This window comes from Stenotrophomonas sp. I18B00994 (genome assembly GCF_014145825.1).
Taxonomy (GTDB): domain Bacteria; phylum Pseudomonadota; class Gammaproteobacteria; order Xanthomonadales; family Xanthomonadaceae; genus Stenotrophomonas; species Stenotrophomonas maltophilia.
The window spans coordinates 1-16,499 of sequence record NZ_JACIUW010000017.1 but is presented as its reverse complement, the minus strand read 5'-3'; the positions used below and the strand labels follow the sequence as shown (position 1 = coordinate 16,499).

Sequence of the window (16,499 nt, the reverse complement as noted above, 5' to 3'; positions counted from 1 at the left end):
GCGCTCAGACACCCGCGCCTCTTCGCCCCCGCCGGACCTGCGGTGCTCGGCTCGCTTCAAGGCGGACCCAACAGCCGCGCGGTACAGGCTGTCCTTGAACCCATCTCGATACAGTGCGCGGTTCGATACACCGATCGCTCGCCTGCGAGTACGCTACTGGGCAATGCCGGCCAGCGGCCGGCACTACCAACTCAATGCCGGCCAGCGGCCGGCACTACCGGTGCACTCAGAACGCGTTGATGCCGGTCAGTTCGCGGCCGATCACCAGCTGGTGCACGGTCTCGGTGCCTTCATAGGTGATCACCGATTCGAGGTTCAGCGCGTGCCGGATCGCCACGTGTTCGGTGGTGATGCCGGCGCCACCCAGCAGGTCACGGCATTCGCGGGCAATGTCGATCGCCATGCGGCAGTTGTTCCACTTGGCCAGGCTGACCTGCTGCGGCTGCAGCTGGCCGGCTTCCTTCAGGCGGCCCAGCTGCAGGGCCAGCAGCTGCGCGGTGGTGATGCGGCGGGCCATCTCGGCCAGCTTGATCTGCGCGCTCTGCGTGGCCGCCAGCGGGCGACCGAACAGCACGCGCTCCTTGGCATAACCCAGTGCTTCATCCAGGCAGGCAATCGCCGCACCGATCGGGCCCCAGCTGATGCCATAGCGGGCCTGGGTCAGGCAGCCCAGCGGCCCCTTCAGGCCCTTCACGTTCGGCAGCCGGTGGCTGTCAGGCACGCGCACGTCATCGAAGAACAGCGCACCGGTCAGCGATGCGCGCAGGCTCATCTTGTGCTTGATTTCCTGCGTGGTGAAGCCGGCCATGCCTTTTTCCAGCACGAAGCCCTGGATGCCGTCCTCGGTCTGCGCCCAGACGATGGCCAGGTCGGCCACCGGGCCGCTGGTGATCCACATCTTGCTGCCGCTGATGCGCCAGTCGCTGCCGTCGCGCACCGCTCGGGTCTTCATGCTGGCCGGATCGGAACCCCCATGCGCCTCGGTCAGGCCGAAGCAACCGATCAGTTCGCCGCGCGCCATCGCCGGCAGCCACTGCTGGCGCTGCTCCTCGCTGCCATAGGCGTAGATCGGGTACATGCACAGCGAGCTCTGCACCGAGACGAAGCTGCGCAGGCCCGAATCGCCGCGCTCCAGCTCCTGGCAGATCAGGCCGTAGCTGACCGCGCCGAGGCCACCGCCACCGTATTCGGCCGGCAGTGTCGCGCCGAGCAGGCCCAGAGACGCGATCTCCGGCACCAGCTCGGCGGGGAAACGGGCCTGGTCGAAGGCATCGCCGATGATCGGCAGCACGCGCTCGTTGGTGAAGCGGGCGACGCTCTCCTGCACCGCGCGCTCTTCCTCGTTGAGCAGGGAACGGACATCGAACAGATCGTACGGATGCAAAGCCATGGCACTCACGCGCAGTCAGGACCGGGCTATTGTCGGTCATCCGCGAGCATCGCGTCTGGTAGGTGTGGACCTTGGTCCACACGGATGCGGGTCCGGGCGGTGAAACAATGTGCCAACCAAGGTTGGCACCTACCCGGCCGCGAGCATTACGCTGCACCGCAGCAATCATGACGTGAACATCGGCGATCTAGCTCGATCACGCGCGTCCCGGTACCCTGACACATTCAAACAACCGTTTCGCCCGTGGCTGCACGCGCGATTCCCAGGCACCGCCGGTGGCCCCGATGCCGGCCCTACCCACGAGTCATGCAATCGATGAGCGCTGAAGCCAACGCCCTGCCCCCGCGTGAAGTAATGGAATTCGACGTGGTGATCGTCGGCGCCGGCCCCGCCGGCCTGGCCACCGCGATCCGCCTGCGCCAGCGCGCGATCGAAGCCGGCCGCGAGTTGTCGGTGTGCGTGCTGGAGAAGGGGTCCGAACCAGGCGCGCACGTGCTGTCCGGCGCGGTGATGGATCCGCGCGCGCTGGCCGAACTGTTCCCGGACTGGGCCGAGCGTGGCGCACCGCTGAAGCAGAAGGTCACCCGCGACGAATTCCTGTTCCTCAGCGAAACCGGCGCACGCAGCACGCCCAACGCGCTGCTGCCGGAGTGCTTCCACAACGAAGGCAACTACATCATCAGCCTGGGCGAAGTGACCCGCTGGCTGGCGCAGCAGGCCGAGGCGCTGGAAGTGGCGATCTTCCCGGGCTTTGCCGCCGCCGAGGTGCTGTATGGCGACAACGGTGAAGTGATCGGCGTAGCGACCGGCGACATGGGCATCGAGAAGGACGGCAGCATCGGCCCGGCCTTCGAGCGCGGCATGGCGCTGCACGCCAGGTACACGATCTTCGCCGAAGGCGCACGCGGCCACCTCGGTCGCCAGCTGATCGCCCGCTACAAGCTGGACGAAGGCAAGGACCCGCAGGCCTACGGCATCGGCATCAAGGAACTGTGGCAGATCGACCCGGCCAAGCATGAGCCGGGCCTGGTGGTGCATGCCGCCGGCTGGCCGCTGGACAGCGACACCTACGGCGGCGCGTTCCTGTACCACGCCGACGGCGGCAAGGTCGCCATCGGCTACGTGGTCGGCCTGGACTACAGGAACCCGTGGCTGAGCCCGTTTGAAGAGTTCCAGCGTTTCAAGACCCATCCTTCCATCCGCAAGCACCTGGAGGGTGGCACCCGCATCGGTTACGGCGCGCGTGCGATCACCGCCGGTGGCCTGTTGTCGCTGCCGAAGACGGTGTTCCCCGGTGGCGCGCTGGTCGGCTGCGAGGCCGGCTACCTCAACGCCAGCCGCATCAAGGGCAGCCACGCCGCGATCAAGACCGGCATGCTGTGCGCCGACGCCGCGTTCGATGCACTGGCCGCCGACCGCCAGCACGATGAACTGAGTGCCTATCCGACGGCGTTCGAAGCCAGCTGGCTGTTCACCGAACTGCAGCAGGCCAAGAACTTCAAGCAGTGGTTCAAGAAGGGCCAGACCGTGGCCACGCTGATGACCGGCGTGGAGCAGTGGCTGCTTCCCAAGCTGGGCGTGCGCAACCCGCCGTGGACCCTGCACCGCACCCAACCCGACCACGCCTGCCTGGAACCGGCGGCCAAGCACACCCGCATCGCCTACCCGAAGCCGGATGGCGTGCTGACCTTCGATCGACTCAGCTCGGTGTTCCTGAGCAGCACCAACCACGACGAGAACCAGCCCAGCCACCTGACGCTGAAGGACCCGAGCATTCCGGTGAAGGTGAACCTGGCCGAGTACGCAGGCCCGGAAGCGCGCTACTGCCCGGCCGGCGTGTACGAGTTCGTCGGCGAAGCCGACAGCGCGCGACTGCAGATCAACGCGCAGAACTGCGTGCACTGCAAGACCTGCGACATCAAGGACCCCACCCAGAACATCGTGTGGGTGACCCCGCAGGGCGGCGGCGGCCCGAACTACTCGGGCATGTGAACGCCACGGGCTGCGACCGCGTGTCGCAGCCCGTCGCTTGCCGCGCACCGCTATCCTGCCCGCCCATGCGTGCATCATTCCTGCTCATCGCTGTTGCCGTGGCCCTGGCGGCCACGGCCTGCCAGCGCCCGCCTGCAGCGCCCGCCACGCCGGAACAGGCGCAGCAGCAGGCCATGCAACGCGCGTTCGAGTTGTGTGCCGGCTGCCACACGTGCAGCCCGGGGGCATCCACCGCTTCGGCCCGAACCTGCACGGCGTGATCGGCCGTCGCGCCGGCAGCCTGCCCGACTACGGCTATTCCGACGGCATGCGCCGCGCCGACATCACCTGGTCCGCGCAGACCCTGGATGCGTTCCTGCAGTCACCCACCCATGTTGTACCGGGCACACGCATGTACAACGCCTTCCCCAGCGCCGAACGCCGTGCGCTGGTGATCGCCTACCTGCATCAGCAGTCGGCTCAGTGAGCCAGGCGCTGCAACTGCTGTTGCAGCCGCGCCACGAATGCCGCCACCGCGGTGAACAACGGCTCCGGATCGGTCTCGGCCGCATCCTGCAGGCGTTCGACCAGGGCATTGGCCTGCGCAGCCAGCACCGTCGCTCCCACCGCGCCCAAGCCACCGGCCTGGCGATGCAGGTGCAGCGCGGCAGCCTCACGGTCGCCGGCCTCCAGCGCGCGCTGCACAGCGGCCAGGTCACCTGCACTGGCCTGCAGCAGGCTGTCGCGCAACCGCTCGGCCACCGCACGTGAGCCGAAGCGCCGCTGCAGGCTGTCCAGATCGGGCAGCGTCCTGTCATCGACGGCAGCGGACTCGGCCAGGGGCTCCTCGAACCGTTGCCCCTGCGCCTGCGGCAACCAGCGCAGCAGTGCCGCGCGCAGCGTCGCCAATGACAATGGCTTGGCCAGCACCTCATCCATGCCGGCTTCACGGCAACGACGCGCATCGTCGTCCAGCACGCTGGCGGTCAGCGCCAGCACGGCCAGCCGGGGTTGCCCGGTGCGTCCCTCGCGTTCGCGCAGCAGCCGGGTGAAGCCAAAGCCATCCAGCACCGGCATCCGGCAGTCAGTGATCACCAGATCGAAGCTCTCCGACGACAGCCGATCCAGTCCCTGCTGGCCGTCACCGACAATCACGTGCGGCACGCCCAGCTGCTGCAGGCGCCAGGCCATCATCGCCTGGTTGGTCGGATGGTCCTCGATCACCAGCACCCGTGCCTCGCGCAGCGGCGCAGGCAGCAGCGCCACCTGATCCTGCTCGGCCACCAGGGCCTCGACATCGCCACTACCGGCCTCCACCAGCGACAGCCGCACCTCGGCGCGGGTGCCCTCGCCCAGCGTACTGTGCAACGCCAGCTCGCCGTCCATCATCTGCACCAGACGCTGGCAGATGCTCAAGCCCAACCCGGTGCCACCGTGGTCTCGCTGGATGTAGGCACCGGCCTGGGTGAACGGCGCGAACAGGTGCTGCAGTTGTTCCGGTGCAATGCCGATGCCGGTATCGGTGACACTCAGGCACAGCGGCTGAGCCCCCTCCTCGCTGGTCGGCCCCAGCACCTCCAGCTGCAGGCGAACCTCGCCCTGCGCGGTGAACTTGATGGCGTTGCTGAGCAGGTTGAACACGATCTGGCGCAGGCGTACGCCATCCACTTCGTGGGCCGGCGCCAGCTGCGGGTCAATCTGCACGTGCAGCGCCAACCCACGTGCACTGGCCTGTGCGGAGAGCAGGCGGCACACGCTCTCCAGCAACGGCCGCAGCGGCTGCGGCACCGGCTCAAGGCGCAGTGCGCCAGCCTCCAGCCGTGAGTAGTCGAGGATGTCGTCCAGGATCTGCCGCAGCATCTGCGCCGAGTCCTCGATCACCCCCAGGATGCGCTGCTGTTCGATGTCCAGCGGCGAATGCGCCAGCACTTCCAGCATGCCCAGCACGCCACTCATCGGCGTGCGGATTTCATGGCTCATGGTCGCCAGGAAGCGCGACTTCGCTTCCGCCGCCTGCTCGGCCTCGGCCTTGGCCGTGACCAGGGCGTCGGCCTGTGCACGCGCTTCGCTCACATCCACCCAGTAGCCACTCCAGGTCACCGCACCGGCTTCTGCGGCATACGGATGGGCCTGGCTGCGCACCCAGCGCGCGCCTTCGCCCTCGGCGCGCAGGCGGAACTCGAGGATCAGCGGCGCGAACTGGCGCGCGGCCTGTTCGACGGCCTGCAGGATGTGTGCGCGATCGTCTTCCTCAATGCGTTCCAGCAGCGTCCTGGCGTCCTGCTCGGCCTGCTGCCGGCTGATTCCGAACAACGCCTGCAGATCACCGGCGATGAACGGGAAGCTGAGCACGCCATCGGCGTCGCGGCGTGCCTGGTAGACCACCGCAGGCAGGTTGTCGGTGACCTCGGCCAGTCGCTGTTCCAGATGACGCCGACTGGTCACTTCGCGGCGCAGGCGCCAGTAGCCGATGCCATGCACCAACAACGCGGTCAGCAGCACCACCAGCAGTGGCAGGCCCCAGTGCAGTGCGCTTTTCCAGTCAACGCCATTGCGATACTCCACCGCCAGCCAGTCGCCACGCAGCGCCTCATGCTTGCGCGGCGTCATCTGCAGCAGCAGGCGATCGAAGGTGGTCGCCAGTGCGGCATGCCGCCGCTCCACCGCCAGCACCAGCTGATCGTTGAAGCCCGCCGGTGCAGCGACCTGCAGGCGGCCGGGGAAACGACTGCGCAGCAGGTAGTCGACCACCGCCAGATTGCCCACGTAGGCATCGGCCTCGCCATCAAGCAGCCGCTGCATCGCCTGTTCCGCACTGCGTGCCGCCATGATCCGGGCCTGCGGTGCCTGCTGCAGCACGTAGCCCCGCACACGCTCGGGATCGGACAGCAGCACGCGCTTGCCCTGCAGGTCCGACATGCCCAGCAGGGCTGGGCTGTCGACGCGGCTGACGATCACGTTCGGCACACTGATGAAGGGCTGGCTGAACACCCAATCCGGCCCCAGGTAGCGCGAATCGGCCGGAATTCCCATCACCGCCTGCAGCTCGCCACGGCGGGCCTTCTCGCGCACCTCATACCAGTCGTGGCTGCTCTCCGGCTGCAGGTTGGCGCCGGCCTGCATCAGACGGCGCAGGTACTCACTGGCCAGGCCGCTGGGCTTGCCCTGCTCGTCGGTGAACGACAGCGGCGCCGCGTTCGGTGCGAAACCGATCTTCAACGGCTGTTCCAGCACCCGCTTCTCGGCCCGGCTCAGCGCCATCTGCGCCGATGCCGACCACTGCGGTGGCGGCAGCCAGCGCTGCACCAGGGCATCGCGCTGGGCCTGGCTGGTCGCAGCCAGGGCCAGATCCAACGCTTCTGCCAGCGGCTGCTTGCTGTTGGGTACACCGAAGTGCAGGCGTTCGGGAGGCAGATCGCTCGGCCGCAGCAGCACCACGCCCTGCAGGCGCTGGGTGGCGATCAGTTCGGTGGCGACATAGGCATTGCCGATATAGACATCAGCTTTGTCGTCTCTGACCATCTCGAGTGCCGCCAACGAGCTGTTTGCGACAAGCTGACGGGCCTGTGGAAAACGCGCGCGCACCTGCGGGCCGGTCAGGAAATCCTGCTCGATCACCACCCGCAGTCCATCCAGATCGGGATTGTCCGAGGCACGCAGGTCGTCGGGGCGGCCCACCAGGGCCAGCGGTGCCTCGCCATAGGCGGCGGTATAGACCATGCAGCGGGTGCGGTCGGCACTCAGACCGACATTCATCACCACATCGATCTCGCCACGACATGCCGCATCCAGCACGGAGGTCCAATCCGGAAAACGACGGGCCTCGACCTTCACACCCAACTGACGGGCAAGAAGCGACAGATAATCCGGACCCAGACCCACCTGCTGGCCATCACGGAGTGACTCGAATGGTGGCCAGCCGCTGTCATACTGCCCCACGACGATGCTTGGGTGGGCGGCGAGGTACTCGCGCTGCAGGGGACTGAGCGGCAACAGCCCAGGCACTGCCTGTGCCAGCGCCACGGGCAGCACCAGCACGGCCAGCAGCAGGACCAGCCCGCGAACAGCCCAGCTACGCATCGGCGTCGATCTCCTAGAATCCTGACAGGGCCGCGATGGTCGCGGCCCGGCTTGCCCGGTGGCCATACTAGAGCAATGAGCTTGCGCATCATCATCGCAGACGACCACCCTGTGGTCCGTATCGGTACCCGCGCCGTCATCGAATCGAGCGGGGTCGGCCGCGTGGTCGGCGAGGCTGACAGCGCGCAGGCGCTGATGGCCCTGCTCGGCAGCCAACCCTGCGACCTGCTGGTGACCGACTATTCCATGCCGGGCAGTCCACAGGCCGACGGCTTCGCCATGATCGGCATGATCCGCCGCCGCTTCCCCGACCTGCCGGTGCTGATGCTCAGCGTCTCCAACAACCTGGCGATCCTGCGCATGGTGCTCGACAGCGGCGTGCTCGGCCTGGTCGACAAGAGCTCGTCGATGGACGAACTGCCGCAGGCCATCCAGGCGGTCTATCGGGGCCAGCCCTACATCAGCCGGAGCCTGCGTGAGCGGGTCGAGGCTGCGGGCAGCTGGCGCATGCGCGAGGGCGACGGCAAGCCTTTGTCGCCACGCGAGGTGGAAGTGCTGCGGCTGCTCGGCACCGGCATGACGGTGAAGGAGATCTCGCTGCAGCTGCACAAGAGCGTCAGCACCATCAGCCGGCAGAAAGGCGACGCCATGCTCAAATTGGGCCTGAAGGGCGACGCCGAACTGTTCGACTACCTGCGCGACGGCAAGATCTGAGAACCAGATCACACTGTGAGGGCATCTGTCACCGCCCTCTTTGACCGGCCGCCGTTCTGTGCCAAGATGACCCGGCATGGGTTTTCAATGCGAGGTCGAAGGAATCGGCCGGCTCATGTCCTCGCTCCCGTCCCAGGTGGATGGGGTGCGGTTTCCTGCCGGCCGTCTGGCCCGGCAACGCTGACCATGGAGAGGCGCATGCATCCCCCCCCCGAGCCATGTTGGACCCTGCCGTTGCGGCCCCTGCGCGCATTCGCGGCGTGCCTGCTCGTCTCTCTTTCCGCTGCGGCCTGCAGCGCCGCCGATCCGGCCCCCTCGTCCTCCCAGCCTGGCGCCCCCGTGCAGGCTGCCGATGCGCCCCGACAGGATGTTGCCCCGATGCAGAACACCTCTCCCGACACCGCCGTCACCCCGCCCGACGCGCCGACCGTGATGTATTTCACCTACCAGGTGGACGGTGATGGCGCGACCTCCTACGAGGTCCAGAACGGCAGCGTGGCGACCTTCTGGTTCGGCCACACCTTCACCCTCGATGGCACCACGTATTACACGGGTTTCTCCTGGGATACCCGCGAGCACTACGGCAAGCCGGGCGAGCAGTCGCCGGCTGGCCCGGATGATCGCGCCAACCTCGCCGAGGCCACTTTCGTGCTGGCCGGCGCCGACGCCAAGAAGCCATGGAAGTTCCGTGGCCAAGAATGGACCATCGGCGCGCTGGGCGCGTACGACAAGGCCGACGATGTCGATACCCGGCGCAAGCCGCTTGAACATCGCACCGCCGACGGTCGCCTGCTGCTGGCGGTGCCGACCAGCAGCTTCGACCGCGGCATCAGCAGCACCGGCTATGCGCTGCTGCTGTTCAACCCCAAGCGCAGCGAAGACGACGTGGACAGCAAGGTCTGGCGCTATGTCGGCTCGGTGCGTACGGGCGAGGACAACAGCGCCGCCTGCGACGAAGGCAACGTGATGCCCTGCACCGACAGCGATGGCGAACTGGCCTTCGCTGCCGACGGCAGCGGCCTGCCGCGACTGACCGTGACCTTCAAGGGCACCACCATCGAAGGCCCCGGCAAGACCCGTGAGCTGGGCGCCGGCGACGCCGTGCACTACACCTTCGACAGCGCGACCCAGCAGTACGTCGCGCCCTGATAGCACCCGCCCACGCGCGGGTTTCCTGTTGACCGACATGTTCTTGACTCACGGATGAGTCCGGTTGGCGATTCGCGGCATGCGCCGCTCCATCAACCCCGAGGAAAACGTCATGGCACAGCATGACTACAGCAGAAAGGAAGTTCTGGACATCGTCGAGCAGGTCGCCCGGCAGAAAGGCCTTCCGGTCGATGACTTCATGCGCTTCGCGCACATCGAGACCGGCGGCACCTTCAACGAGCGCGCCCACAATACCTCGTCCGGCGCCAAGGGCCTGTTCCAGTTCGTGCCCGGCTCCGCGCGCCAGTACCACCTGACCGGCCACGAGTTCGACCCGACCCGCAACACCGAAGCGGCCGCAAAGATGTACCAGGACAACCTGGACTCGATGGCACGCCGCAACGAGCGCACCGGCCACCCGTACCTGTCCGGAGGCAGTACGCCGACCGGCCTGGACCTGTACCTGGCCCACCAGCAGGGCAGCGCCGGCTATGGCTCGGTGCAGACCGCGATTGCCACCGGCACCTTCGGCGTGGTCCGCAACGGCCACGGCGAAGAGATCAACATGCGCCGCAACGTGCTGAACCAGATCGGTTCCGACGCGAAGGCGCTGACCGGCCACACCCTGGCCGAGATGCGCGGCATGAACGATGGCGACCTGGCGCGGACGTTCTCCAGCTACTACATCCACAAGTACGCGGCGATCAGCATTCCGGAAAAGAACATCGAACCGCAGGCGGTGGCGCAGGGCCAGGGCCAGGCCCCGGCCGCGCCTGCACAGGCCAGCGCAGCCGTGGCGGCGGGTGCAGCCACGCTGGCGGCAACCGCAGCGGCGGCTGCCACACCGAAGCCGGGCATCGAACTGCAGGCCGCCTACGAGGCCGGCGTGAAGTACGACCACGTGAAGTACGCCATCAACATTCCGGGTCACGCGCTGTACGTACCGGGCAAGACCGGCAAGAACGTGGAGCAGGGTTACATCGACTGCTCCGGCTGGGTCGGCACGCTGCAGAACCGCACCATGGACGAGATCAACCAGAAGGCCGGGCATGCGGTCTTCAGCAAGGCCGATCGCATCGACCTGGGCAACCTGGGTTCCGGCGGCATCGTGCGCAAGGCATTCGACCAGTCCGGCGTGCTGCTTGACCGCGACGCGATCCTCAAGCCCGGTGCGCTGAAGGAAGGCATGATCATCGGCCTGGATACGGCCAGGACCCGCCACGAGCACTGGAACGGCATCGACCACATCGTGATGGTGGTGCGCGACCCCACCACCGACAAGCTGCTGATCAGCCAGTCCACCGGCAGCAAGGGCGTGCACACCATGCCGGTCGAGGACTACCTCAAGCAGGTGAAGGACCACCCGAACTGGAAGCTGTACGCCTCCGATCCGCTGTCCAAGGCGCGCGACCTGCTGGAAAACCGCACCCCGTCGCACGAGCAGGCCCAGGGCAAGCCTGCCGCCGAGCACAAGGCCGCTGCCACGCCGCACGCCGAACTGTACAAGCAGGGCGCGCACAGCGAGGGCGTGCGCAAGGTGCAGGAGCAGCTGGGCCACCTCGGCTACGTCGGTGCCGACGGCAAGCCGCTGGTCGAGGATGGCCGCTTCGGCCGCAACACCGACGCGGCGGTGCGCCAGCTGCAGAAGGACAACGGCCTGGTGGCCGACGGCATTGTCGGGGCGAAGACGCTGGAGGCCATCAAGGAAGCCCGCGAGCGCCCGCTGCTGAACGACGAACGGCACCCGCGCAATCCGCTCTTCATCCAGGCCAGCAAGGGTCTGGAACTGTTGCCGGCCGGCACCTTCAAGGATCGCCACGCGCTGGAAAGCGCCGCGGCGGCCCTGACCAAGGAGGCGCATGCCGCCGGCCTGCAGCGCATCGACACGGTGGTGCCCAGCCCGAACGGTGAACGCCTGTTTGCCGTGCAGGGCACGATCGGTGACCCGGCGGCCAGCCGCGTGGCGGTGGAGGCCCGAGCCGCCAGCGAGCAGAGCATCGCGCTCAGCAGCGGTGCCGTGCAGGGCGCGCCTAACGTGCTGCACCAGCAGCAGGACGCCCAGCAGGAGCAGGCCCGGCAGGCACAGAAGGCGATGGGCATCTAAGCCCGCAACGCCTTGGCAGAGAAGGGAGGGCCACGTCCGCGTGGCCTTTTCCCTTTCTGCCAGCTGAGCGGCCGAGGCCGCTTTCAGCCTTGCTTCATGCCGCCTGCCGCTAGATGAATGCGCAAGCCGCACGGTGGACCAGGCAATGTTCCGGCAATGTTGGAACGTCAGCGTGGTCTCCACGGCAGCCGGGGCGCCCGCGCCCTCCCTGCCCAGCGTGGCATGCACCTCACAGGAGAACGAACATGCTCAGTACTTCCACACTCAGCTTCCGTGGTCTGGCGATGGCCCTGGCACTGGTTGCCGGTGTCGCCGTGGTCAGCGATGCCAGCGCGATGTCGAGGAAGGACAAGCGCACCCTGGTCGGCGCCGTGGTCGGTGGCGTGGCCGGCAACCTGCTCTCCAACGGCGATCCCGCTGCCACCGTCGGCGGCGCCGTGGCCGGCGGCGCGATCGGCAACCTGACCACCTCCGACCGCCGCGACCGCCGTTACTACGACAATCGCCGTTACGACGACCGCTACGATCGCCGTTACGACCGTGGCTACTACCGCAGCGGCTACTACGACCGCGGTGATGACCGTCGCTGGCAGCGCGAGCGCTACTACGACAACCGCTACTACCACGACCGCGGTCGCCATCGCGGCTGGTAAGCAGCGCGGCATCTCCCATGCCGATGCACGGACGGGCGGGTCGATGACCCGCCCGTTTGCGTTGGCCGCGTGCATGGCGTTGAATGCGCAGCCTTGGATGTGACTTTCCCCACTGGGGCTGCGGCATGACTTCTTCCTCCCACCGCGTGCAGGGCCTCAACAACGACGAGGTCGCTGCCGACTGGCCACCGATCAGCGCGGCGGACATCGCGTGGCTGCGCCAGCACTACCCGCAGCTGGACGAGCGCAGCGAACCGCGCTGGCACAGCCCGCGGCCGCTGTCGGCTGCCGCCATCGTCAACGGCGTGGAAGGCGCGGTGTTCATCAAGCGCCACCACCACAGCGTGCGCAGCACGGCCTGCCTGGAAGAAGAGCATCGCTTCATCGCCCATCTCGCCGCAGCGGGCGTACCGGTGGTGCAGGTGCTGCCAGCGGCCGATGGCCACACTGCGGCCGAACATGGCGAATGGACGTTCGAGCTGCATGCGATCGGCGTCGGCGAGGACCTGTACCGCGACGCCGTGTCGTGGTCGCTGCTGACCGATGTCGCGCAGGCCCGCGAAGCCGGGCGCACACTCGCGCAGCTGCACCGGGCCGCCGCCAGCTACCACGCGCCCCAACGCAGCACCCATGTGCTGGTCGCGCGCGACGATCTGATCCGTGCTGACGATCCGATCGCGGCCATCAAGGCAGGGCTGCACGAGCGTCCCGGGCTGGCCCGCTATCTCGCGCGCATTCCATGGGAAGCGCAGTTGCAGCGCGACGTGCTGCCGTGGCATGCCGGCCTGGCCGAGCGCCTGCGCGATGAGCCACGGTTGTGGGCGCACAACGACTGGCACGTTTCCAACCTGCTGTGGCGCGATGGGCAGATCAGTACCGTGCTGGATTTCGGCCTGGCCTCGCCCACCAGTGCGCTGTTCGACCTCGCCACGGCGATCGAGCGCAACGCGGTGGCGTGGCTGGAACTGGAGCGCGGCATGGAGGCGGTGCGCATCGATATTGCGCTGGCCCTGCTCGACGGCTACCGCCAGGTGCTGCCGCTGTCGGCGGCACGCGTGCACCTGCTGGCCGACCTGCTGCCGATGGTCCATTTCGACTTCGCACTGTCCGAAGTGGAGTATTTCGAGGGCGTCACCGGCTCGACCGCCAATGCCGATGTGGCGTGGCAGCCCTTCATGCTCGGCCATCCGGCGTGGTTCCATACCGCCCCGGGGCAGGCACTGCTCAACGCGCTGCACGCGGCAGCCTGAAGGACGCCGGCTCGCAAATCCGTACCATTTGTAGTGAAATGGTCACCTGAAGCGGGGGTGCCTGGATCTGCCAGGCTGAGAGAGTCCCTTGGAACCTGATCCGGTTTGCACCGGCGTAGGGAGCTTTGAGCCGCAGCCACACCCCCGTCATGGGCCGGTGCACCTGCGCGCCGTCGCTTCGTCTCCCTTGTTGTCCGAAGACGAACCGAATGAACCGCTGCCTGCGCCCCACCCTGCTCTGCCTCGCCCTCTGCGCCGCGCTGCCGCTGCACGCCAGCGAGGCCGAAACGTCCCCCGATGCGGCTGCCACCGGCGCCGAGCGCTCGCCGACCGAACTGGCGGCGGTGCGCGTGCAGGCCGGCAAACCGAAGGCCGATACCTCGCGCGTGAATGCCTTCGGTGGCGGCAGCTGGAAGGACACGCCCGCGTCGATGAACGTGCTCGAGCGCGATTACCTCGACGGTCGCCAGGTACGTTCGCTGTCCGAGCTGGCCAGCAACGATGCCTCGCTGGGTGATGCCTACGCGCCGGTGGGCTACTACCAGAACATCGCCATCCGAGGCTTCGCACTGGACGCGGCCACCGGCTACCGCTTCAACGGGCTGTCCATCGCCGGCGAACAACGCCTGGCGCTGGAGAACGTGCAGTCGGTGGAGATCCTCAAGGGTGAAGCCGGCCTGGCGGCAGGCGTGATGGCGCCGGGCGGAATCATCAATTACATCGGCAAGCGCCCGGCGGAAGTGCGCACCGCCACGCTCGGCACCGATTCGGAAGGCTCGCGCTACGTTGCCGTCGATGTCGGCCACTGGATCACCCCGCGCTTCGGCGTCCGCCTGAATGCCGCATGGGATTCCAGCAATTCCTACGTCGAGCACGCCGATGGCCGCCGCAACTTCTACTCGCTGGCCGCCGACTGGCTGATCGGCGAGCGCGGCAAGCTGGAAGTGGATGCCAACTACCAGACCAGCTCGCAGCGCTCGGTGTCCGGCTACCAGCTGCTGGGCGCGCGTGACCTGCCGCGCGGTGTCGACCGCGAGCATCTGCTCGGCTACCAGCCGTGGCAGCGCCCGGTGGATATCGCCAGCACCAACATCACCGCGCTGCATACCTACGACTTCAACGACGCCTGGCAATCACGTGTATCGGTCGGCCACAGCCGTTCGGTGATCGATGACAACGTCGCCTTCGCCTACGGCTGCTACTACGCCGCGCAATGTGCCGATGGCAGCGTGCCAGGCAACTACTTCGCACCCAACGGCGACTATGACATCTACGACTACCGCAGCCCGGACGACACCCGCCGCAACCAGCAGGCCCGTGCCGAACTGCGCGGCCGCTTCGAGACCGGCAGCGTCGGTCACCAGCTGACCGTCGGCGCCGACTACTTCCGCCGCACCGTGGACAAGCGCCCGAGCGTCAACGAGTACGTCGGTACCAGCAACATCCACGAGGCACCGGTGCCGGTGTTCGCGCCATCGCCGAAGATGCCGGGCCCATCCGCACGTCGCCTGGACAGCCGCCAGACCGCGTTCTTCGCGCTGGACCGGGTGAGCTTCGGTGACGACTGGCAGTGGCTGGCCGGTGGCCGCTTCGTGCGCCTCGATGAGCGCGCCTACGACAAGCGTGGCACCCTGCAGCGGCACAGCCGCCTGTCGCGCTTCCTGCCGCAGACCGCGGTGGTGTGGAAGGCCACCGACCAGCTCAATGCCTATGCCAGCTACGTGCGCGGCATTTCGCTGGGCCAGGAAGCGCCGTTCTGGACCAGCAACGCCGACACCTTCCTGCCGTCGGTGCAGTCGCGGCAGCTGGAAGTGGGCGTGAAGTACGTGCCGGTCGAAGCGCTGACCCTGGGCGCGGCCGTGTTCCGCATTTCGCAGCCGTACCAGTACGCCAAGCCGGACAGCAGCGACGTCGGCTACACCTTCGTCGAGGAAGGCACGCAGACCCACACCGGCCTGGAGCTGACCGCCAACGGCCAGCTGACCGATGCGCTGCAGATCGTGGCCAGCGCCAGCGTGCTGCAGGCGCGCGCGCGCGACACCGGCACGCCGTCCTATGAAGGCCATCAGCTGGTGAACGTGCCGAAGGTGCGCGCCAGCGTGCACCTGGCCTATGCGCTGCCGTTCGTGCAAGGCCTGGACGTGACCGGCGGCTGGCGCTATGCCGGTGCCAACGTGGCCCGCGCCGACGGTGGCGTGCGCGCACCCGACTATTCAGTGTTCGACGCTGGCCTGCGTTTCCAGCATCGCCTGCGCGAGCGCACAGTGACCTGGAACCTGTCGGTGGACAACGTGTTCAACCGCTTCTACTGGCGCGATACCGGCAGCAGCGGCGGTGACTACTACCTGTTCCCCGGCGCACCGCGACAGGCCCGCCTGTCGGTGACGTTCGCGCTGTGAGCGGCGTGATGCTCGAGTGGACCGCCGCACTATGCAGCATCCTCGGCGTCTGGCTGATGGCCCGGCGCCGGCTGGCGGCGTGGCCGGTGGGCCTGCTGTCGGTGGCGCTGTATGGCCTGGTGTTCGCCGAGGCCAAGCTGTACTCGGACACCCTGCTGCAGATCGCCTTCGGTGGTTTCCTGGTCTATGGCTGGCTCAACTGGCGACAGCATGCCGCCGATGAGGGCAGCATCCGCATCGTGCCGCTGGCACGCGGCACGCTGCTGCGCGACCTGGCCATCGGCCTGTGCGGTGGCGTGGCGCTGGGTGCAGCCATGCACAGCTTCACCGACGCTGCCCTGCCGTGGTTGGATGCGCTGCTGACCGGTCTGAGCCTGGTCGGGCAATGGTGGCAGGCCCGCCGCCACGTGGCCTGCTGGTGGGTATGGATCGCAGTGGACGTGGTCTATGTGGGTGCGTACCTGTTCAAGTCGCTGCACGTGACCGCCGCGCTGTACGTGTTCTTCCTCGGCCTGGCCGTGTTCGGCCTGCGCGCATGGAGCGCCGCCGCTCGCGAGCCACAGGTGGCAACCCGGTAGGGCCACGCCATGCGTGGCTGGGCTACCGGTAGTCGCCAACCTTGGTTGGCGTGCGTGCCGACCAAGGTCGGCATCTACCCAGAACATCCACGCATGGCGTGGATCTTATCTCTTGCCAATCTGGCACCTTGGGTGCCGAGAGCCCGGCGTGGGCGACCGTGTGGATCCAGGTCTTGCGACCGAGAAGTAGCTTGGGTCCCCACGCCGGATT

General features: G+C 67.6%; 10 protein-coding genes, 1 pseudogene and 1 riboswitch. Of the genes and pseudogenes, 9 read left to right on the top strand and 2 right to left on the bottom strand.

The genetic code is table 11. The features are described 5' to 3' along the window. Window positions 1-226 precede the first annotated feature (226 nt). A complete protein-coding gene (locus tag H4O10_RS16720; protein ID WP_033835514.1) occupies window positions 227-1,390 on the bottom strand; it encodes an acyl-CoA dehydrogenase family protein in 1,164 nt (387 codons plus the stop codon). A 315-nt stretch (window positions 1,391-1,705) separates the two neighbouring features. Between H4O10_RS16720 and H4O10_RS16715 the strand changes: the two genes are divergently transcribed. Together H4O10_RS16715 and H4O10_RS22425 are read left to right on the top strand one after the other, a co-directional pair. Beyond that, window positions 1,706-3,382 carry an electron transfer flavoprotein-ubiquinone oxidoreductase gene (locus H4O10_RS16715; RefSeq protein WP_049455009.1) on the top strand — a complete coding sequence of 559 codons (1,677 nt, stop codon included), beginning with the start codon at window positions 1,706-1,708 and terminating at the stop codon, window positions 3,380-3,382. Between the two features lie 65 nt (window positions 3,383-3,447). Beyond that, window positions 3,448-3,848, top strand: a pseudogene (locus tag H4O10_RS22425) (c-type cytochrome). On the opposite strand, the gene H4O10_RS16705 reads toward H4O10_RS22425, so the two are convergent. After that, on the bottom strand, window positions 3,842-7,441 hold the full coding sequence (locus H4O10_RS16705) for a transporter substrate-binding domain-containing protein (RefSeq protein ID WP_049402843.1): 3,600 nt from the start codon (window positions 7,439-7,441) through the stop codon (window positions 3,842-3,844). The pseudogene H4O10_RS22425 and the gene H4O10_RS16705 sit on opposite strands and share 7 nt — an antisense overlap. A gap of 75 nt (window positions 7,442-7,516) precedes the next feature. Between H4O10_RS16705 and H4O10_RS16700 the strand changes: the two genes are divergently transcribed. The 7 genes from H4O10_RS16700 to pnuC all read left to right on the top strand — a co-directional run bounded on the left by H4O10_RS16700 (window position 7,517) and on the right by pnuC (window position 16,288). Beyond that, window positions 7,517-8,155, top strand: a complete 639-nt coding sequence (locus H4O10_RS16700) for a response regulator transcription factor (protein WP_005407620.1) — start codon at window positions 7,517-7,519, stop codon at window positions 8,153-8,155. A 378-nt stretch (window positions 8,156-8,533) separates the two neighbouring features. Continuing rightward, on the top strand, window positions 8,534-9,304 hold the full coding sequence (locus tag H4O10_RS16695; protein WP_033835103.1) for a hypothetical protein: 771 nt from the start codon (window positions 8,534-8,536) through the stop codon (window positions 9,302-9,304). A gap of 112 nt (window positions 9,305-9,416) precedes the next feature. Beyond that, on the top strand, window positions 9,417-11,408 hold the full coding sequence (locus tag H4O10_RS16690) for a peptidoglycan-binding protein (protein ID WP_033835107.1): 1,992 nt from the start codon (window positions 9,417-9,419) through the stop codon (window positions 11,406-11,408). 245 nt (window positions 11,409-11,653) lie between these two features. Then, complete coding sequence (locus H4O10_RS16685) at window positions 11,654-12,061, top strand: glycine zipper 2TM domain-containing protein (RefSeq protein ID WP_014645533.1); 408 nt, start codon at window positions 11,654-11,656, stop codon at window positions 12,059-12,061. A gap of 125 nt (window positions 12,062-12,186) precedes the next feature. Further along, window positions 12,187-13,311 (top strand): phosphotransferase, encoded by a 1,125-nt coding sequence (locus H4O10_RS16680; RefSeq protein ID WP_033835102.1) that lies wholly within the window; start codon window positions 12,187-12,189, stop codon window positions 13,309-13,311. Window positions 13,312-13,354: 43 nt separating this feature from the next. After that, window positions 13,355-13,450, top strand: a riboswitch (TPP riboswitch). A 70-nt stretch (window positions 13,451-13,520) separates the two neighbouring features. Continuing rightward, on the top strand, window positions 13,521-15,710 hold the full coding sequence (locus H4O10_RS16675; protein ID WP_033835101.1) for a TonB-dependent siderophore receptor: 2,190 nt from the start codon (window positions 13,521-13,523) through the stop codon (window positions 15,708-15,710). Window positions 15,711-15,718: 8 nt separating this feature from the next. Next, window positions 15,719-16,288 (top strand): nicotinamide riboside transporter PnuC, encoded by a 570-nt coding sequence (gene pnuC, locus H4O10_RS16670; protein WP_005407614.1) that lies wholly within the window; start codon window positions 15,719-15,721, stop codon window positions 16,286-16,288. Window positions 16,289-16,499: the final 211 nt, after the last annotated feature.